Origin of the sequence: Rhodococcus sp. B7740 (assembly GCF_000954115.1) — a bacterium.
In the GTDB taxonomy this organism is placed as follows: Bacteria; Actinomycetota; Actinomycetes; order Mycobacteriales; family Mycobacteriaceae; genus Rhodococcoides.
In genome coordinates this window covers 418,253-436,936 of the sequence record NZ_CP010797.1, presented here as the reverse complement: position 1 = coordinate 436,936, position 18,684 = coordinate 418,253, and the positions used below count along the sequence as shown (strand labels likewise).

Annotated in this window: 17 protein-coding genes; 9 read left to right on the top strand and 8 right to left on the bottom strand. The window is 66.0% G+C overall.

What is annotated here, in order from left to right; translation table 11 throughout:
* Nucleotides 1-4 precede the first annotated feature (4 nt).
* The 4 genes from NY08_RS01975 to NY08_RS25035 form a co-directional block, all read right to left on the bottom strand.
* Nucleotides 5-1,996 (bottom strand): S9 family peptidase, encoded by a 1,992-nt coding sequence (locus NY08_RS01975; protein WP_045194610.1) that lies wholly within the window; start codon nucleotides 1,994-1,996, stop codon nucleotides 5-7.
* Nucleotides 1,997-2,024: 28 nt separating this feature from the next.
* Nucleotides 2,025-2,810: a SigB/SigF/SigG family RNA polymerase sigma factor gene (locus tag NY08_RS01970; RefSeq protein ID WP_045194608.1), complete on the bottom strand. Its 786-nt coding sequence runs from the start codon at nucleotides 2,808-2,810 to the stop codon at nucleotides 2,025-2,027.
* Nucleotides 2,810-3,241, bottom strand: a complete 432-nt coding sequence (locus NY08_RS01965; RefSeq protein ID WP_045194606.1) for an ATP-binding protein — start codon at nucleotides 3,239-3,241, stop codon at nucleotides 2,810-2,812. Before NY08_RS01965 ends, NY08_RS01970 begins: the two co-directional genes overlap by 1 nt.
* 101 nt (nucleotides 3,242-3,342) lie before the next feature.
* Nucleotides 3,343-4,422 carry an FUSC family protein gene (locus NY08_RS25035; RefSeq protein ID WP_052049347.1) on the bottom strand — a complete coding sequence of 360 codons (1,080 nt, stop codon included), beginning with the start codon at nucleotides 4,420-4,422 and terminating at the stop codon, nucleotides 3,343-3,345.
* Nucleotides 4,423-4,506: 84 nt separating this feature from the next.
* Between NY08_RS25035 and malQ the strand changes: the two genes are divergently transcribed.
* On the top strand, nucleotides 4,507-6,678 hold the full coding sequence (gene malQ, locus NY08_RS01955) for a 4-alpha-glucanotransferase (RefSeq protein WP_045199548.1): 2,172 nt from the start codon (nucleotides 4,507-4,509) through the stop codon (nucleotides 6,676-6,678).
* Nucleotides 6,679-6,712: 34 nt separating this feature from the next.
* Complete coding sequence (fdhD, locus tag NY08_RS01950; RefSeq protein WP_045194604.1) at nucleotides 6,713-7,558, top strand: formate dehydrogenase accessory sulfurtransferase FdhD; 846 nt, start codon at nucleotides 6,713-6,715, stop codon at nucleotides 7,556-7,558.
* Here fdhD and NY08_RS01945 read toward each other — a convergent pair.
* Together NY08_RS01945 and NY08_RS01940 are read right to left on the bottom strand one after the other, a co-directional pair.
* Nucleotides 7,535-8,182, bottom strand: coding sequence for a CoA transferase subunit B (locus NY08_RS01945; protein ID WP_045194602.1), 648 nt, complete (start codon nucleotides 8,180-8,182; stop codon nucleotides 7,535-7,537). The two genes, fdhD and NY08_RS01945, sit on opposite strands and share 24 nt — an antisense overlap.
* Nucleotides 8,179-8,928 (bottom strand): CoA transferase subunit A, encoded by a 750-nt coding sequence (locus tag NY08_RS01940; RefSeq protein WP_179272913.1) that lies wholly within the window; start codon nucleotides 8,926-8,928, stop codon nucleotides 8,179-8,181. The genes NY08_RS01945 and NY08_RS01940 overlap by 4 nt, the downstream gene beginning before the upstream one ends.
* Before the next feature lie 108 nt (nucleotides 8,929-9,036).
* Here NY08_RS01940 and pcaH point away from each other — a divergent pair, with 108 nt between their 5' ends.
* From pcaH to NY08_RS01910, 6 genes are read left to right on the top strand one after another with little or no spacing between them, the layout of a single operon-like run.
* Complete coding sequence (gene pcaH / locus NY08_RS01935; RefSeq protein ID WP_045194600.1) at nucleotides 9,037-9,753, top strand: protocatechuate 3,4-dioxygenase subunit beta; 717 nt, start codon at nucleotides 9,037-9,039, stop codon at nucleotides 9,751-9,753.
* Complete coding sequence (gene pcaG / locus NY08_RS01930; protein ID WP_032394591.1) at nucleotides 9,746-10,384, top strand: protocatechuate 3,4-dioxygenase subunit alpha; 639 nt, start codon at nucleotides 9,746-9,748, stop codon at nucleotides 10,382-10,384. The genes pcaH and pcaG overlap by 8 nt, the downstream gene beginning before the upstream one ends.
* A gap of 23 nt (nucleotides 10,385-10,407) precedes the next feature.
* A complete protein-coding gene (pcaB, locus tag NY08_RS01925) occupies nucleotides 10,408-11,757 on the top strand; it encodes a 3-carboxy-cis,cis-muconate cycloisomerase (protein ID WP_045194599.1) in 1,350 nt (449 codons plus the stop codon).
* Nucleotides 11,754-12,935, top strand: coding sequence for a bifunctional 3-oxoadipate enol-lactonase/4-carboxymuconolactone decarboxylase PcaDC (gene pcaDC, locus NY08_RS01920; protein ID WP_045194597.1), 1,182 nt, complete (start codon nucleotides 11,754-11,756; stop codon nucleotides 12,933-12,935). Before pcaB ends, pcaDC begins: the two co-directional genes overlap by 4 nt.
* The gene (locus NY08_RS01915) at nucleotides 12,932-13,753 is read left to right on the top strand and encodes an IclR family transcriptional regulator (RefSeq protein ID WP_032394594.1); all 822 of its coding nucleotides are present in this window, start codon (nucleotides 12,932-12,934) and stop codon (nucleotides 13,751-13,753) included. Before pcaDC ends, NY08_RS01915 begins: the two co-directional genes overlap by 4 nt.
* Nucleotides 13,746-14,957: an acetyl-CoA C-acetyltransferase gene (locus NY08_RS01910; protein WP_032394595.1), complete on the top strand. Its 1,212-nt coding sequence runs from the start codon at nucleotides 13,746-13,748 to the stop codon at nucleotides 14,955-14,957. The genes NY08_RS01915 and NY08_RS01910 overlap by 8 nt, the downstream gene beginning before the upstream one ends.
* A gap of 13 nt (nucleotides 14,958-14,970) precedes the next feature.
* Here the strand turns inward: NY08_RS01910 and NY08_RS01905 are convergent, their stop codons facing one another.
* A complete protein-coding gene (locus tag NY08_RS01905; RefSeq protein ID WP_045194595.1) occupies nucleotides 14,971-16,857 on the bottom strand; it encodes a sugar phosphate isomerase/epimerase and 4-hydroxyphenylpyruvate domain-containing protein in 1,887 nt (628 codons plus the stop codon).
* Nucleotides 16,854-17,741 (bottom strand): shikimate dehydrogenase, encoded by an 888-nt coding sequence (locus NY08_RS01900; RefSeq protein WP_045194594.1) that lies wholly within the window; start codon nucleotides 17,739-17,741, stop codon nucleotides 16,854-16,856. The genes NY08_RS01905 and NY08_RS01900 overlap by 4 nt, the downstream gene beginning before the upstream one ends.
* 110 nt (nucleotides 17,742-17,851) lie before the next feature.
* On the opposite strand from NY08_RS01900, the gene NY08_RS01895 reads away from it, so the two are divergent.
* Nucleotides 17,852-18,529, top strand: a complete 678-nt coding sequence (locus NY08_RS01895) for a TetR/AcrR family transcriptional regulator (protein WP_032394598.1) — start codon at nucleotides 17,852-17,854, stop codon at nucleotides 18,527-18,529.
* Nucleotides 18,530-18,684 lie beyond the last annotated feature (155 nt).

Here is an 18,684-nt window from a genome sequence, read left to right as displayed (position 1 = left end):
GATTCTAGTGGCCGAGGATTCGAGGCATCGACACCCTCTCGCCCAGCACGTGCTGCGCCAGGAATGCCAGCACCACCTCGTACCAGACCTTGGCGTGTTGGGGACTCAGAATCCAGTGGTTCTCGGCCGGGAAGTAGAGAAAACGATGGTCGGTGTTGCCCTCGTCGTCGGCGGGCAGGCCGGATTCGCTGAGCAGTTCGTACCACAGCCGCAGGCCCTCGCCGATCGGCACTCGATAGTCCTTGTCGCCGTGGATGACCAGCATCGGCGTGGCGATGTCCGCGACGAACAGGTGTGGGGAGTTCTCCACCGCCATCTCCGGAGACATCTCACGAGCCCAGTAGTACGGGGCATCGGTGGTCGGCCCGAACTGATCGAGCGCCCACAGGCTCGCGTGGGTGACGATGGCGTCGAACCGGTCGGTGTGCCCGGCGATCCAGTTGGCCATGTAGCCGCCGAAGGATCCGCCCATCGCCGCGGTGCGGGTGTCGTCGATGTGCGGTAGCGCGGCTGCGACATCGGTCAACGCCATCAGATCGGTGAACGGGGCCTTTCCCCACGCGCCCCAGCCGCGCTGCACGAACTCCTGGCCGTACCCGGTGGACAGAGCCGGATCGGGCAGTAGCACCGCGTACCCATGGGCGACCATCAGCCACGGATTCCACCGCCACGACCAGGTGTTCCACGAGCTCAGCGGACCACCGTGCACCCACAGCAGCAGCGGTGCGGGTGCCGCGTCCGAGGCCCCATCGGGCAGTGCCAGCCAACCGCGCACCCGGGCTCCGTCGTCGACGACGGTGTCGATCTCGGTGAGAGTTCCGGGCAACGGACAGCGGTCGATGGAGGTGTCGAGGTCCACAACGGTGCCGTCGGACAGATCGATCGACACCGGATGCGGGGCGGCCAGATAGGACGCGGCGAGTGCGAGCACCCTGGTTCCGTCCGAGGACACCTGAACGTGGGTGTAGGCGTCGTCGGTGTTCGTCAGCCGACGCGGCTCAGCGCCCTCGCGGACGACGAAGATCGGCGACCGGCCGTCGTCGTCCGCGGTCACCAGCACCCCCGACCCGTCCGGCAACCACACCGGGTCGATCGGCCATCGATCCCAGCCGGGCGCGACATCGACGACGGAAGCAGTCCCGAAGTCGTAGCGCTGCAGCGTCATTCGAGGCGCATCCTCGGGAGTGGAGAGCGATTCACGCACGAACACCACGGACGCACCGTCGGGCGAGATCGCCGGCGCGCCCAGATCGGCATCGACGTCGTCGACGATCGTGCTGCGCTCCCCCGTCGCGGTGTCGATGCGCACCAGCACCGTCCGCACGGTCGCCAGAGCGCCGGGTACGGCCCAGGTGGACACGACGAACGCACCGTCGGCACTGATGTCGAACGCCGCCTCGTGCAGAGCTCCGGCCGCATCCGAGGTCAGATCACGAAACACCGTCGTACCGTCGGTCGATCCGGCGAACAGATGCGGGGTGGCAGGACCGAGGTCGTGATCCCAGAAACGCACCGGAACCCCGGTGTGCAGAATTGCATCCACCTTGTTCGCCTTGCGCTCGGTGCGCAGGGCATCGTCGTCCTCATCGGTGCGCGACGATCCGAACACCGGCGAGAACCCGACCAGCGCGTGTCCGGAACGGGCGCTTCGGATTTCGCTCAGACCGGCCGACCGAGTCTCGAGCACTCGCGCCTCACCGCCCGAGGCAGGAAGAATCCACAACCGGGCCGGATCGTCCTTGCTCGATCGGCGGGAGAACAACAAGTCGCCGGCCGGGGTGAACACCGGAGCGCTCTCGCCCCACTCGCCGTGCGTGAGGCGTCGGGCCGGCGAACCACCGTCGACATCGATCTCCCACAACGACGTTCGATACTCGGTCCGCGAATCGTCCAGTGCGGCAACCACGATCACCGCCCGCGAGAAATCGTGCGATGCCGCCAGGCCTGTGACCCGACGGGCTCCGATGTACTCGTCGACGTCGTCGTACATGCTCATCCAGCGAGCCTAGCTCCACCGGCCGCTGTCAGTCCTCGCCGAGGTCCTCACGCAGCTGAGCGAGCGTGCGAGCCAGGATTCGCGAGACATGCATCTGCGATATCCCCACCTTCTCCGCGATCTGTGTCTGGGTCATCGACCCGAAGAATCTGAGCACGACGATGCGACGCTCACGCTCGGGCAACTTCTCGAGCGCGGGGCGCACCGCGAGATAGCTCTCCATCTTCTCGAGTTCGGGATCTTCGGCACCGAGGGTGTCCATCAGCGGCAATCGATCTTCGCTGACCACCGAGTCGACCGAGACGGTCTGATACGCGCTGCGCGCAAGCAACGCCTGCGAGGCTTCCTTGACGTCGATCCCGAGCTCGACGGCGATCTCGCTGGCAGTCGGAGCTCGACCGAGCTTCTGCGACAACGATCCCACCGCCTGGGAGATCATCGAGTTCAGTTCCTTCATGCGCCGCGGCACCCGAACCGACCATCCTGCGTCCCGGAAGTACCGGCGAGCCTCGCCCATGATCGTGGGTACGGCGAACGACACGAAATCCGAACCACGTTCGATGTCGAATCTGTCGACCGCGTTCACCAGACCGAGGCGTGAGACCTGCAGGAGGTCCTCGTGTGCTTCGCCGCGACCGCCGAAGCGGCGTGCGATGTGTTCTGCGAGAGGAAGGCAGCGGGTGATGATGCGATCGCGCAGCACTCGGCGCTGCGGTGAATTCTCGTCGAGCGCTTGCATCTGCTGGATCAGGGCGACAACGTCGCTGTAATCGTCGGACTCTCGCCGTGTGCTTCGTTCGTGCGGCACAGGCACTAGACCTTGCTCCTCCGCTTGACCACGTCGATCGCGACCGTGCGACCTGCTTCGTCGTCGACCGCGTCGTCGGCACGCAGTTCGATGGCGTCGGTCAACGTCTGCAGCACGTGCCAGCCGAAGCTGTCCTTCTTCGGTACGGAAGTGGGTGTCAGGGTGGAGGTGACGACAATTCGGATTCCGGAGTCGCTCACTGCGAACATGCACGACAGCTCGGCATCGGTGACCGAGCCCTTGATCAGCTGCGAGCACACCTCGTCGACGACCAACTTCACATCGGCGATGTCGTCGAGCGTGAAGTCGCTGAGCACTGCGAGGGTTTCGGCGACGGCACGAACCACAGGAAGTTGGTCTGCCTCTGCACGCACCCTCAGCTCGACCGGTGCACCGGAACCTCGCTCCAGTTCTTCGATCTTGCTGACCCCAGCCATCCGCACTTCCCATCGTCGCCGAGCAGTCGTTTTACCGTTCGCCGAGCCAGACTACCCAGCGCCCGGCGTTTCAATCCTGGCAGTCGGAAGCAACACAGGCGTCAGGTGAGCGCTCGGAGCGCTGCCGTTGCCGGCCCCACGAGCCTGCCTGCGCTCATCGTCGCTCCGGCGGATCCCTGCCCGGACGCCACCACCGTGTGCACGAGCACCGCCAACGTCTCTTCCGCCGCAGCGACCCGGTCGACCACGTCCGCCTGGGTACGGCGCGCATCGCACCGGCCCTCGACCACGTCCGCCAGGGCACGCACGAAGTCGGCACCGGCGACACGGACGTCGTCTCCGAGCGCGTGGAACGGCGGAACCGGATCGAGTCCGACTGCGGCTGCATCGACCAATTCGCCGCATTCGGTCCAACTGGCATCGATGGCACCGACCGTGGCCTTCCACCACCGATGGTTCACTCGGGTGGGTACCGCCGACCGGCGAAGGTTTCCGCGGGTGCTCTCCTCGGTCCACATCAACGCGGCCTGTGCACGCCGGACCTCGACTCGAACGGCGTCACTCCGCGCTCGCCACTGCGAAGGCCGTTCGTCCACGGTGAATCGGTCGGGCTCGAGGTCGAGACCGCGGGCGACGTCCCGCAACAGGGATCCCGCGGCCGAGGACACCGACTCCACCGCGTGTTGTGATTGCCGCCAGTACAGCGGCGGTGCTGCGAGAGCGTTCACCGCCACACCGACTGCGGCACCGACCGCGAGCTCGACGATCCTGTCCACCAAGGCGACCGGATCGGATGCCGATCCGTAGGTGACCATCAGCAGCGCGGTCACCGGTATCCAGATTCCGCTCGTACCGAACTTCGACCAACGGCCCACGAGCGCACCGACGAAGACGCTGACCGCCAGAGCCACACTCGGCTGGCCGACGATGCGAACCACGAGTGCCGCGACGAGAACCCCTGCGGTCACCGTGGCGATCTGCTCGGCCGCCGAGCGCAGGCTTCGGCTGATCGTCACCTCGATCAGGAACACCGCTGCGTAGGGAGCGAGGAAAGGCTGCGACATCGACAGCAGTTCGGTGGCCAGAATCCACGCCGCCGCCGCGGCACCCGCCATTTTCGCGGACACCACGAGGGTTTCGATCGTCCTGTCTCGCGAGACCGACTGTCGTGTCCACCTCATCGCAGTTCGCCTACCCCACCCCGGTCGACCCGAAACCGCCCGGCCCGGGTGACGGGGACGCAGCGAACTGGCACGATCATCGACGTGGACTACTCGCAGGCACTTCGCTCTCTCGCTCGACGTCTCGGCACATCGACCTCGTACCGAGGCTGGGACGACACCGTTCGCGAAGTGAGCGACGACACCCTGCGTCGAGTGCTCGCCGCGCGCGGCTACGCAACCGAATCGACCGAGGACGTCGACCGAGCTCGGGCCGACATCGAGAACGCGCCGTGGCGGCGTCTGCTTCCGCCGGTGGTAGTGGCGACCCAGGGCACCGATGCAGTGGTGTGGGTGCATGTGCCACACGGCAATCCGGTCGCGGTCTCGATGGTCTCCGAGGACGGCGAGACCATCGAGGTGACCCAAGCCGACGTCTGGGTCGATCCCCGTGAGGTCGACGGCCACCTGATCGGTCGCGCCACGTTCGTCGTTCCCGGCAGCGCACCGCTCGGTTGGCACAGCCTGACCGCGACGACGATCAGCGAGGACAACACGGTCCGAACCTCGGACACGGTCGTGGTGGTCACGCCGAAGTCGTTGTCCCCCAATGCAGAACTGGCAGACCGGCAGCGTACGGGTTTGCTCACTCAGTTGTATTCGGTGCGATCGAAGCGGTCGTGGGGAATCGGTGATCTCGGTGACCTGGAGGACATGGCCGACATCGCGGGCCGCGAGCACGGGTTCGACTACCTTCTCGTCAATCCGCTGCACGCCGACCGACCCACCACACCGGTCGAGGCGTCGCCCTACCTGCCGACCACCCGCCGGTTCTTCAACTCGCTCTACATCCGCGTGGAGAACATTCGCGAGACCGCACTGCTGTCGCCGCAACAGTTCGCCAAGGTCGAGAAAGCCGCGAAGCGTTTCGACAAGGCCAACACGCGAACCGGGAAGCTGAACCGAGACTCGACATTCAGGGCCAAACTGCGTGCCCTGGAACGTGTTCACAAAGTGGAACGAAGCCCGGCCCGCGAGTCCGCATTCCGTGCATTCGTCGAACGGGAGGGTTCCGGACTGCGCGATTTCGCGGTGTGGAGCGCATTGGCGGAGAAATTCGGACCCGAGAATTCGGCGTGGACCGACAGAGCAGCGCACCCACGGACCGACTTCGTGCTCGAGCAGCGCACCAAGCTCGCCGAGCGCATCGACTTCCACATGTGGCTGCAGTGGATCTGCGACGAGCAGTTGGCCGCCGCGCAGCGTGCGGCGCTCGATGCGGGGATGGACATCGGCATCATGCACGACCTCGCCGTCGGCGTGGCGCGGGGCGGAGCCGACGCGTGGGCGCTCGGTGACGTGCTCGCGTCGGGAGTCACGGTGGGCGCACCGCCGGACAACTTCAACCAGCAGGGCCAGAACTGGAATCAACCCCCGTGGGATCCCGACCGACTCCGCGAGCTGGCATACGTGCCGTACCGGGACATGCTGCGCACGATCCTGCGTCATGCCGGCGGCATCCGCGTCGACCACATCCTGGGCCTGTTCCGCCTGTGGTGGATTCCGCAGGAGGCCGAGAACGCAGGCGGCGGAACGTATGTCGAGTACGACCACGAGGCCCTGATCGGCATCCTGGCCCTCGAGGCCGAACGCGCAGGCGCGGTGGTCGTCGGTGAGGATCTCGGCGTCTTCGAGCCGATGGTGCAGGAGTACCTCACCGAACGCGGCATCTTCGGCACCTCGATCCTGTGGTTCGAGGCCGACGAATCCGGACCGATCCCGCCCGAGAACTACCGCAGTCTGTGTCTGACGTCGGTGACCACGCACGACCTGCCGCCCACGGCCGGATATCTCGACGGCGAACACATCGACCTGCGATCACGTCTCGGCCTTCTCGAACGCGATATCGACTCCGAGAAGGAGGTCGACGCGAAAAAACGCGAGGCGGTTCTCGAGCTGGCGCGTGAGCGCGGATTGCTCGACGCCGACGCCGACAACCACCGAACGGTGGAAGCTCTGCATCGCCTCGTCCAGCGCAGTCCGTCCCTGCTGATCGGTGTCGCTCTCGTCGACGCCGTCGGAGAACATCGCATCCAGAACCAGCCCGGCACCGACGAAACCCAGTACGAGAACTGGAAGATCCCGTTGGCCGACGCCGAAGGCAAGCGAGTACTCGTCGACGACCTCGTCGATCACCCGCGCATGGTGTCGTTGGTGAACGCAATGACCGACCGCGTCGACGGCCCGAGAACGCCGGGGTCCACAATCGAAGAATGAGTCACCGTCGTCACCGCGAATCCAACCGACACTGATGGGCCGCATCACTACCCGCAGACCCGTCGTCCGACTCAGGAGTGGGCACCGCGTCGAGCGCCCGGACACCCTCGTGGTGGAGGAGCCGATGGAGTTGAGAGTCGACGGCACGGCGCTGGCCGTCACCATGCGAACTCCCGGCCACGACGTCGAGCTCGCTCACGGCTTCCTGCTGACCGAAGGTGTGATCGCCTCGGGGGCCGATATCGCAGCGGCTCGCTACTGCGACGGGGTCGACGACGAGGGCGCGAACACCTACAACGTCCTCGACGTCACCCTGGCCGAGGGTGTCGCTCCACCGGAGACCGGCGTCGAACGGAACTTCTACACGACGTCCTCGTGCGGGGTGTGCGGCAAGGGATCGTTGGACGCAATTCGATTGCGCACCAAGCATTCCCCCGTGGCCGATTCGGTCGTCGTGACGTCCGATACTCTGTCCGGGCTACCCGACACGTTGCGGGCCGCGCAGAAGGTCTTCGATGCCACCGGCGGTCTGCATGCCGCCGCCCTGTTCACCGCAGACGGCGAGATGCTCGTTCTACGTGAGGATGTCGGACGCCACAACGCCGTCGACAAGGTGGTCGGTTGGGCGGTGACCAACGATCGAATTCCCCTGCAGGCCACAGTGCTCATGGTCAGCGGCCGCGCCTCGTTCGAATTGGCCCAGAAGGCCGTGATGTCCGGAATACCGATTCTCGCAGCGGTCTCGGCCCCGTCCTCGCTTGCGGTCGACCTCGCCACCGAATCCGGTTTGACGGTCGTCGGCTTCCTCCGCGGTCGGTCCATGAACATCTACTCTCATGCCCACCGCGTTCACGTCTCAGACGTCGGCGTCGACCATTAGTTCGGCAGCGGTCGCATTTCTGACCTCGTCGACGGACACACCGGGCGCGGTCTCGACGAGGCGCAGTCCGCGTTCGGTGACGTCGAGTACGGCCATGTCCGAGATGATGCGGTGCACGCAGCCTTTGCCGGTGAGCGGCAGAGAGCAGCGTTCGAGGATCTTCGGCTCACCCTTGCGAGAGACGTGTTCCATCATCACGATGACGCGTCGCGCTCCGTGCACCAGATCCATCGCGCCACCCATCCCCTTGACCATGTGCCCGGGAATCATCCAGTTCGCCAGATCACCGGTGGCGCTGACCTGCATCGCCCCCAGTACTGCGACGTCGACCTGGCCGCCACGGATCATTCCGAACGACTGCGCGGAGTCGAAGTAGGACGCACCGGGCAGGACCGTGATGGTCTCCTTGCCCGCGTTGATGATCTCGGCGTCGAGTTCGTCCTCGGTGGGATAGGGGCCGACACCGAGCACTCCGTTCTCCGAATGCAGGATCACCGATACGTCGGTGGGGATGTAGTTGGGCACGAGAGTCGGCATGCCGATGCCGAGGTTGACGTACTGACCGTCGCCGAGTTCCTGCGCCACCCGAGCCGCCATCTGTTCGCGGGTCATCTTCTCGCTCATGCTCGTACCGTCCTCTGCTCGATGCCGACCTCGACCGGTCCGACGTGGACCACCCGCTGCACGTGAATACCCGGGGTGTGTATCTCGTCCGGTCCGATCTCCCCCGGCTCGACCAGATGCTCGACCTGTGCGACGGTGATGCGCCCCGACTCGGCGGCCGGCGGGTTGAAGTTTCGTGCACTGGCGTGGAACACCAGGTTGCCGTGTCGGTCGCCCTTCCATGCGTGCACGAGCGCGTAGTCGGCGACTATTCCGCGTTCCATCACGTAGGTGACACCGTCGAATTCGCGGGTCTCCTTGGGAGGACTGGCCAGTGCGATACCGCCGCTGCCGTCGTAACGCAACGGCAATCCGCCGTCTGCGACCTGAGTTCCGACCCCTGCGGGGGTGAAGAACGCCGGAATTCCGGCACCGCCCGCTCGCAGTCGCTCGGCGAGGGTGCCCTGCGGGGTGAGCTCGACCTCGAGTTCTCCGGAGAGATACTGCCGCGCGAACTCCTTGTTCGAGCCGACGTACGAGCTGATGGTCCGGCGAATACGGTGCTGCGCCAGTAGCACTCCCAAGCCGAAGCCATCCGTCCCGCAGTTGTTGCTGATGGTTTCCAGATCGGTCGCACCCTGCGCGAGCACGGCGTCGATGAGAATCTCCGGCACTCCGACCAATCCGAAACCGCCGACGGCGATCGACGATCCGTCGGGAATGTCCGCTACGGCTTCGGTGGCGCTGGCCACGACTTTGTCCAACATGAGACGCACGCTACCGCATGTTGTGCGGAATATGAACAGGTTGCCACAATGCGAACATCTCGCTATGGTGTCTGTTGCGTAGATCACCACAATCGTGAGGAACCTTCGATGCTTCTTCTCCCGCCCGAGTATCGGGATCAATCGGGGGTCCATGCCCCGCTCGACTTCCCCGAGTACCGGACCACCGCTCGTCGGCATCCGGCGCAGCCGCTGACCCTGCTCCCCCAGCGACTCACCGAGATCACCGGACCGGTGCTGGGCGAGGGACGTGTCACCGCCGCCGACGCCGATCTGACCCTGGCGAACGGCGGTGAGGCACAAGGGCAGAGGATCATCGTGCACGGCCGCGTACTCGACAGCGACGGCAAGGCGATTCCGAACACCCTCGTCGAGGTGTGGCAAGCCAATGCAGGCGGCCGTTACCGCCACACCGGCGATCGGTGGCCTGCACCGCTCGATCCGCACTTCAACGGCACCGGACGCGTTCTCACCGATGCCGAGGGTCGATACCGTTTCACCACGATCAAGCCGGGCGCATACCCGTGGGGCAACCACCACAACGCGTGGCGGCCGGCCCACATTCACTTCTCGCTGTTCGGCCAGGCGTTCACTCAGCGACTGGTGACCCAGATGTACTTCCCGGACGACCCCATGTTCTTTCAGGATCCGATCTTCAACGCCGCACCCGAGGACTCGCGAGCCCGAATGATCGGCGCGTTCGATTACGAAGCGACACAGGACAACTGGGCCCTCGGATTCCGATTCGACATCGTGCTCCGCGGCCGAAACGCCACCCCCTTCGAGGAAGACGACCACGATGACTGATCCCGAGTTCGCCCCGCGCTACCCGGTGGTCTCCGGTGCCGACTTCACCACCGCACCGTTCGGCCAGACGCCGTCTCAGACAGTGGGTCCCTACGTCCATATCGGACTGCTGTGGCCCGACGGTGAGAGCGTGGTACCGCAGGGCACCGACGGCGAGATCACCGTCTCGTTCACGGTCATCGACGGAGCCCGAAACCCCATGTCCGACGCCATGATCGAGACCTGGCAGGCCGATGCCGACGGCCGGTTCGATCACCCCGACGATCCGCGCGGCGCGGTGGCGTCACGCACAGTCGGTTTCCGCGGCTTCGGGCGCGCGTTCGCGGACGAGACCGGGACGATGTCGATCACCACGATCAAGCCCGGACCGTTGCCGGCCGAGGACGATCGTGTCGAAGCACCGCACATCGACGTCAGCGTCTTCGCTCGCGGGATGCTCGACCGAGCCGTGACACGGGTGTACTTTCCCGACGAAGTCGAGGCCAATGCGGTCGATCCGGTGTTGTCCGCCATGCCTGCGCACAAGCGTGCCAGACTCGTCGCAGCACCGGTGCACGGTGGGTATCACCTCGACATCGTGCTGCAGAACACCGATCCGGACGGCGACGAGACTCCGTTCTTCGCGCTGTGACACACGATTGCCGAGAGGGGACGATGGAATCCGAGCGAGGGGCACTGTTCGATCCGACGTTCGGTAGCGATACCGTTGCGCCGCTCGTAGGCGACCGAGCCTGGGTGACAGCGATGTTCGCCGTCGAGGCGGCGCTCTCCCGGGCCGCGGTCACGGTCGGTCTCGTGCAGGCCGGTCACGCCGAGGTCGTCACCTCTGTTGCGACCGAACTCGGAGCGGGACTGGACATCGCGAGGCTCGGAGTGGATTCGGCGGCCGGAGGCAATCCGGTGATCCCGTTGGTGAAGATCCTTCGCAGCGAGGTGGCCGAGGCCGATGTTCCTGCTACGGCAGTGCATCCCGGGGCCACCAGCCAGGACATCATGGACACCGCGCTGATGCTCGTCTCCCGCGATGCGCTCGGTGCGATCGAGGGCTCGCTCGACGCCGCGAGTGCGGCAGCGCGGGGTCTTGCTCTGACCCACCGGACCACCCCGATGGCGGCGCGCACTCTCGGACAGCAGGCATTGCCCACCACCTTCGGTCTGGTGGCCGCGAACTGGTTCTCGGCGTTGCGCCGCGCGCAGACCGGGATCGCGGCCGTTCGACGTGCGTGCGCCGTCCAGTACGGCGGTGCTGCAGGCACTCTCGCGGCCGTGTATCCGCACGGACCCGCCATCGCAGCGGCGATGGCCGTCGAACTGGGCTTGGCTCGACAGAACACTCCCTGGCACACCGACCGCACCGCGATCGCCGACATCGCGTGTTCCCTGGGCATCGCTGCAGGAACGATCGGCAAGATCGCCCAGGACATCGTGGCGATGTCCGGCACCGAGTTGGGCGAGGTCTCGGAGGACGCGCCGGGTGGATCATCGGCGATGCCGCACAAGCGAAATCCCGTTGCGGCCATCACCGCGCGGGCTGCGGCCCGGCGAGTCCCGGGTGCGGTGTCGACGGTGCTGTCGAACATGGACCACGAACATCAGCGCGCCGCAGGAGCGTGGCATGCCGAATGGGAGACGATCACCGATCTTCTGCGCTTCACCGGTGGTGCCGCCCATCGACTCTCGCAGAGCCTGAGCGGGTTGCACGTTCATCCGGAGGCGATGGCCAGCAATCTCGATACGACGGGTGGAGCGCTGCTCGCCGAACGTGTCACCGCGGCATTGGCAGCGCACACCGAGCAGGCCCGCGAGATAGTCACTGCGCGATGCGCGGTGGGAGCGCCGCTGGACAGCGACCCTGCCATCACGGCATTCCTGCCACCGTCGACGGTGCGCGAACTACTCGATCCGGCCGCGTATCTCGGCCACGCGCCCGAGCTGGTCGACGCGATCCTCGCCGAGCACGCCCTCGACACCGAACTCACCACAGAATCGAAGGATTCACGATGACCGTCGCACTTGCTCACGAACGCACCGAAGGACCCCGCGCCGACGCGGAGACCGTCGTGCTGATCGGATCGCTCGGCTCCGACCGATCGATGTGGAACCCGCAGATCGGACCACTGTCCGCTTCTGCCCATGTGGTCGCCGTCGATCTTCGTGGGCACGGGGCATCGCCGGTGCCGTCCGGTCCGTACTCCGTCGCAGAACTGGCCGAAGATGTTCTCGCACTGATCGATTCCCTGAATCTACGGCGTGTTCACATCGTCGGTCTCTCGCTCGGCGGCGCAGTCTCGCAGTGGATCGCCATCCACCGCCCGGAGCGCGTGATCACTCTGACGTTGCTGTGCACCTCGGCCAGGTTCGGTGAGCCGGCGCAATGGCTCGATCGGGCCGCAACGGTCAGGTCGGCGGGAACCGCGTCCCTGGCCGACGCCGTCCTCCAGCGCTGGTTCACCCCCGAACTGGCCGCTCGCGACGTCGATCTCGTCGACCGGCATCGCCGGATGATCGCTGAAACGTCCGACGAGGGCTACGCAGCATGCTGTGAGGCGTTGTCGGATTGGGACTCTCGATCGGATCTGAACCGAATCACCGCTCCGACCCTGGTGATCGCGGGCCGGCAGGACCCCTCGACCACCCCCGAGGACCTGAAGATCATCGCCGACGGCGTCATCGGATCGACGTTCCGAGTTCTCGACCCGGCCGCGCACCTGGCCAACGTCGAACAAGCCGGGCCCGTCACCGCGGCCATCGCCGCACACATCGGACCGGATGCGTATGCGCTCGGACGCGCAGCTGCCCACGATGCCGGAATGGCGGTGCGGCGCAGCATCCTCGGTGATGCACACGTCGACCGCAGTGTCGCCGCGCGAACCGACTTCACCGCACCGTTCCAGGACTTCATCACCCGCACTGCATGGGGTGACATCTGGAATCGGCCAGGACTCGATCACCACACCCGCAGACTGCTGACCCTGGCGATCCTGACGGCGGTGGGCAACCAGCACGAACTCGACATGCACATTCGGGCCGCCCTGCGAGCGGGCACTGCGCCGGACACGATGGCGGAGGTGTTCCTGCACACCGCGGTGTACGCGGGAGTTCCGAACAGCAACAGTGCATTCGGTCTCGCGAACGCGGCCATCGCCGAGACATCGGCCGAGACCGAATCGGGTACCTCGTGAACTCCGCGGAATCGCCGCCGCCGTCCTCGGACTACGTCCAGTCACTGGGCCGTGGCCTTGCGGTGATCCGAGCCTTCGACGCCGAGCATCCGCGTCGAACACTCTCCGATGTCGCCCGAACCACCGACCTCACCCGAGCCACCGCTCGGCGGTTCCTGCTCACCCTCGTCGAACTCGGCTACGTCCGTACCGACGGCTCGATGTTCTGGCTCACCCCGCGAGTGCTCGAGCTGGGCTACAGCTACCTGTCGAGCCTGTCGCTCCCGGAAGTCTCGGGACCGCACCTGGAGGCTCTCGCCGAACGAGTGCGCGAGTCGTCCTCGGTCTCGATTCTCGACGGTGACGACGTGGTGTACGTCGCCCGTGTTCCGGTCAGCCGAATCATGACCGTCGGCATCAACATCGGCACCCGATTTCCCGCGTTCGCAACATCGATGGGGCGCGTGCTGTTGGCCGGACTGCCCGCCGACGAACTCGCGGCATACCTCGATCGGGTGCGGTTGACTCCGCTCACCGGTAAGACCATCACCACTGCCGACGCGCTCGGCCGCGAACTCGACCGGGTCCGATCCGACGGCTTCTGCCTGGTGGACCAGGAACTCGAAGAGGGTTTGCGCTCCATCGCGGCTCCCATTCACGACGGACACGGAGCCGTGGTCGCAGCGGCGAACGTCTCGACCCAGGCCGCGCGGCATTCCGCCGATGCGGTGCGCACCGAACTGCTACCGGCTCTGCTCGACGCCACCCGCGCCATCGAGATCGACCTGCTCCGGGTGAGCACCGGACCCAACGACAAGCGAGGAACCACCCATGCCTGATGCCGTGATCTGCGAACCACTTCGGACCCCGGTCGGTCGCTTCGGCGGCCAGTTCAAGGACATCTCCGCCCAGGCTCTTGCCGGTGCGGTGATCGCCGAACTGGTCACCCGCACGGGCATTTCCGGTGCCGACATCGACGACGTGATCCTCGGTCAGGCGTCCCCGAACGGCGATGCACCGGCCATCGGACGCATTGCCGCGCTCGATGCAGATCTGGGTATCGACGTCCCCGGGATGCAGGTCGACCGTCGCTGCGGCTCCGGTCTGCAAGCGGTGTTGCAGGCGTGCATGCAGGTCCAGTCCGGCGGCAACGATCTGGTGCTGGCGGGCGGTGTCGAGAGCATGAGTCAGACCGAGTTCTACGCCACCGGCATGCGCTGGGGCGTCAAGGCCGAGGCCGTGGCTCTGTCCGACCGCCTCGCCCGGGCGCGAGTGACCGCGGGCGGCAAGAACTTTCCGGTTCCCGGCGGCATGATCGAAACCGCAGAGAACCTGCGCGCGGAGTTCTCCATCAGCCGCGCCGATCAGGACGCACTCGCAGTCCAGTCCCACCGACGTGCAGTCGCCGCGCAGAACAGCGGTGTGTTCGCCGAGGAGATCGTGGGAGTGTCGGTCCCCCAACGTAGATCGGATCCGCTGCTCGTCACCACCGACGAGCATCCGCGAGCCGACACCACCGTGGAGTCACTGGCGAAGCTGAAGGCGATCCGCGCGTCGATCGACCCCGAGTCGACCGTCACCGCAGGAAACGCCAGCGGACAGAACGACGGTGCCGCGATCGCCATCGTCACCACCCCGGAAAAAGCTGCCGCACTGGGCCTTCGGCCGCTGGCACGATTGGCCGGCTGGGGCGTCGCAGGCGTGGCTCCACGCACGATGGGGATCGGACCGGTCCCCGCGAGCGAGAAGGCACTGGGACGGCTGGGACTGAGTCTCGACGACATGGGCATCATCGAACTCAACGAAGCATTCGCCGCGCAGGCTCTCGCCGTGACCAGGTCCTGGGGCATCGACCCCGACGATCCGCGACTGAACCCACACGGGTCCGGCATCTCGCTCGGCCATCCCGTCGGAGCCACCGGAGCCCGCATTCTGGCAACGCTGTTGCGCGAAATGGACCGCCGAGAGGTCCGATACGGACTCGAGACGATGTGCATCGGCGGCGGCCAGGGACTCGCTGCGGTGTTCGAGCGAATCGGCTGACCACCGGTGGCTGCTACTGCAGTTGCGCCGCCAGTCGCACGGCCGAATTGGTCTCTCCGTAGCCCTCGTAGCCACCCACGCGCTGGACCACCTCGAAGAACAGGTCGTCGCCGACGGTCTCGGTGAAGAAGTGGAAGAACTCACCGCCGGTCGCGTCCGCGTCGTACAGGATCCCCAGACGCTGCATCGCGTCCAGGGTCTCGGGGCCGAGCCCGAATCGCGCGTCGAGATCGCGATAGTAGTTGGGCGAGATCCGCAACGGGGTGAGCCCGCGTTCGGTCATCGCTCTCGCAGCGGCATGGATGTCCTCGCATCCGAACGCCACGTGTCCGACGCCTCCGCGCCGGGCCGCGGGAAGCGGGTCCGAGTCGGACGGGCGGCCGGGAACCATGTTGAGCGAGAGTCGAATCGTGCCGTTGGCGGTGGCGAGGGTGAGGGCTCGGCTGCGAACCAGGCCTATCGCGTCGACGACGTCCTGGCCCTCGTGTGGCACCATGCCGAACACCGAGCGCAGCAGCAGCATCACCCCGTCCCAGCTCTCGGCAGGCACGGCGAGCGCGATGTGATCCACGTGCGTGACGCAGGCCCGGTTCTCCTCCACCACCCTCGGCACCAGATCGAACGCCGATTGCCAGGCACCCGCACTGTCGCGGGTGCGTAGGTCCAGCGACGTCGCACCGGTCACGGCCAGGCGCACCACCGCATCGGTCGCGTCGGCCACACCGGGCATGGAGACGGTGGATGCGGTGACTCCCAGTGCGCGGGCCCGAGTCAGCCACAGATCCGGGCGCTCGCTGCGAACCCCGATCTGGGCCAACGCCGGTAGGTGAGCCGGGACACCCGGCGCGGTCCACAACGTGTCCACCGTGGTGTCGACGGCGACGGCCAGCGGACCCTGGGTGAACAGGCTGAGTCCGTGTTCGCTGTGTGCTGCGGTGAGATCGAAGCCCAGGTGCCGCAGTGTGGTGCCCAGCTGCGCTGCCTTCGCAGGCCCTGCCGCGATCCGCAGGGAGACGACGTTCTCGATCGGACCCGGCGGTGGCGGCGCGAACAGATCGTTTCCGTCCGTGGGTGTTTCGACGCCGCGCACCTGCTCCTGGAGGTACAGCAGCGACCGGTGCGCGTCGGATGCCGTGCGGCCGGTGTCGGAGTGTCGGAAGACGTCGTTGAAGATCTCGAGCGACCACGGGCCGGAATACCCGGAGGCCACGACATCGGCACCGAAGCGCGCCAGATCGAAGCTGCCCTGACCGGGGAAGCATCGGTGATGTCTGCTCCACTGCAGTACGTCCATCACCAGGTGCGGGGCATCGGCCAACTGTAGGAAGAAGATCTTCTCGCCGGGGATCTCCCGAATGCCTGAGGAATCGTCACCGCGGGAGAGGATGTGGAAGCTGTCCAGGCACGTTCCCAGCGCGGGATGATCGACCTGCCGGACGATGTCCCAGGCGTGGCGGTAGGTGTTGACGTGGGCACCCCACGCCAACGCCTCGTACGCGAGTCGCATTCCGCGCCGATGCGCACGCTCGGCGAGGGTTGCCATCTGTTCGACCAGCAGGGCGTCGTCACGGACGGCACCGGCCAGCGGCGAGGAGCAGACCAACAGCAGATCGCACCCCAGCTGTTCCATCACGTCGAATTTGTGTTCGGCGCGAACGAGATTGCGGGCGAACTGTTCCGGATCGGCCGAGTCGGCATCGCGGAAGGGTTGATAGAGGTCGACGGTCAGACCGAGGTCGGCTGCTTTCTTCGCGACGTCCTCGGGGAGGTCGGGCGAGCTGATCAGGTCCGGCTCGAACACCTCGAAACCGTCGAACCCGGCCTCGGCGATGGCGCGCATCTTCTCGTCCAGCGAACCGCTGAGCGATACTGTGGCCACCGACGTGGCGATGCGCGTCATGCCAGAACCCCTGCGGTCGCGCGATCCTCCAGCGCGATCAGCGCGCTCATGTGCGCGATCATTCGATCGGCGTCCGCGGTGCGTCCGGTGAATATCTCGAACGCGTCCGCGGCCTGGAACACTGCCATTCCGGTTCCGCTGAGCGTTCGGCACCCAGCTCGGGATGCAGCAGCGAGCAATTCGGTTTCGGCGGGCCGATACACGACCTCGGCGACCCACATCCTCGGGTTCAGCAGTGACTCGGGCACAGCAGATCCGGGATGTTCGACCATTCCGATCGGGGTGGCATGCACCAGGCCGGTCGCGGTGTCGAGAACGGCGGCGAGCCGGTCGAGGCCCGCCGAGAGGATCTCGACGTCCGGGAACATCACGGACAAGGATTCCCGTAGTTGTTGTGCCCGCAGCGGATCGGCGTCCACGAGGGTGAGCCTGCCTGCGCCGCGGCGGGCCATCGCGTAGGCGACGGCCGCCCCTGCTCCCCCGGCACCGAGTTGCACCACGTCGCCGATGTCGGCACCGGGTAGTCCGCGGCCGAAGTTGCGATCGAATCCGGACCAGTCGGTGTTGTGGCCGACGGCCCGGCCGTCGGCGAACACCACGGTGTTGACGGCTCCGAGTCGGGCGGCGTCCTCGGAGAGCGCATCGAGAGAGGAGATGACGCGTTGTTTGCACGGGTGCGTGATGTTGAGTCCCCGAAATCCGAGGTCCGCTGCGGTGGAGACGAGACGGGGGAGGTCCTCAACGGTCAGTCCACGGCTGTCCAGGTCGATGATCCGATATTGGTAGGTCAGCCCGTGCTCGGAGCCCTCTCGTTCGTGCATCGTGGGCGTGAGCGACTTGCCGATACCCGTCCCGATCAGTCCGCAGAGCAGGGATTCCGGCATGTCGATCTCCTCGAGCCTTAATGTACGAATTGGTGAATTAGCTCGACGGTACTACGCGACTACCTCGCGCCCAACCCTTTCGCCACAATCGGCGCCGATAGAGTTGCTCCATGGCTCCGCGCGCAACCGACACGTCCGACGACACCAGCGGACCCGGCGTCAAGCGTCGACGCAACAGCGACCTGACCCGGCACAACATCCTCGAGGTGGCCACCGAGGAGTTCGCGGACAAGGGCTTCGCAGGAGCGCGCATCGACGAGATCGCCGAGCGGACACACACGACCAAGCGAATGTTGTACTACTACTTCACCGACAAGGAAGGCCTGTACAAGGCCGTGCTCGAACGGTCGTACATGCGCATTCGCGAGCGTGAACGAGACGTGGACGTCGAAGGCCTCGGACCGGTCGAGGCCATTCGTGCCATCGCATCGCTGACATTCGACCATCACGAGGAAAATCCCGACTTCATTCGCCTGGTCTCCACCGAGAACATCCTTCGCGGCGAACACATCTCCACGTCCGAGGCCTTGAGCAACCTCGGCAATCCCGCCGCGGAGCTGCTGTCGAGCATCCTGGCGCGAGGCCAGGCGGACGGCGTGTTCCGGACGGACGTCGATGCCCTCGACGTGCACATGACGATCAGCAGCTTCTGTGTGTTCCGCCTGTCGAATCGGTACACCTTCGAGGCCCTCTTCGGCCGTGACCTCACCGATCCCCGGCATCGAGACCGGCTGCGCTCGATGCTCGGCGACATGATCATCGCGTTCCTGACCTCGCCTTCTCGCTGAAATTCGCGGTTTCTCGGTAGGTCTCGTCACGTCAGGGGTTGACACGTGGCATGGATCACGTTCAGTATTCAGAGGCACCCGGTGTTAACCATTTAGTACATTAGCGGTCCGATTGCCGAGAACGCGTCGTCGACCAGCGCCTACGCTCCCCCGCC

Bases quoted from the DNA above. Each gene is read 5' to 3' on its own strand.
- NY08_RS01965 (WP_045194606.1), bottom strand. From the start codon at position 3,241: ATGGCTGGGGTCAGCAAGATCGAAGAACTGGAGCGAGGTTCCGGTGCA.
- pcaH (WP_045194600.1), top strand. From the start codon at position 9,037: ATGCTTCTTCTCCCGCCCGAGTATCGGGATCAATCGGGGGTCCATGCC.
- pcaB (WP_045194599.1), top strand. From the start codon at position 10,408: ATGGAATCCGAGCGAGGGGCACTGTTCGATCCGACGTTCGGTAGCGAT.
- fdhD (WP_045194604.1), top strand. From the start codon at position 6,713: ATGGGCCGCATCACTACCCGCAGACCCGTCGTCCGACTCAGGAGTGGG.
- NY08_RS01945 (WP_045194602.1), bottom strand. From the start codon at position 8,182: ATGAGCGAGAAGATGACCCGCGAACAGATGGCGGCTCGGGTGGCGCAG.
- NY08_RS01905 (WP_045194595.1), bottom strand. From the start codon at position 16,857: ATGACGCGCATCGCCACGTCGGTGGCCACAGTATCGCTCAGCGGTTCG.
- NY08_RS01940 (WP_179272913.1), bottom strand. From the start codon at position 8,928: ATGTTGGACAAAGTCGTGGCCAGCGCCACCGAAGCCGTAGCGGACATT.
- NY08_RS01900 (WP_045194594.1), bottom strand. From the start codon at position 17,741: ATGCCGGAATCCCTGCTCTGCGGACTGATCGGGACGGGTATCGGCAAG.
- NY08_RS01910 (WP_032394595.1), top strand. From the start codon at position 13,746: ATGCCTGATGCCGTGATCTGCGAACCACTTCGGACCCCGGTCGGTCGC.
- NY08_RS01975 (WP_045194610.1), bottom strand. From the start codon at position 1,996: ATGAGCATGTACGACGACGTCGACGAGTACATCGGAGCCCGTCGGGTC.
- NY08_RS25035 (WP_052049347.1), bottom strand. From the start codon at position 4,422: ATGAGGTGGACACGACAGTCGGTCTCGCGAGACAGGACGATCGAAACC.
- NY08_RS01895 (WP_032394598.1), top strand. From the start codon at position 17,852: ATGGCTCCGCGCGCAACCGACACGTCCGACGACACCAGCGGACCCGGC.
- pcaG (WP_032394591.1), top strand. From the start codon at position 9,746: ATGACTGATCCCGAGTTCGCCCCGCGCTACCCGGTGGTCTCCGGTGCC.
- pcaDC (WP_045194597.1), top strand. From the start codon at position 11,754: ATGACCGTCGCACTTGCTCACGAACGCACCGAAGGACCCCGCGCCGAC.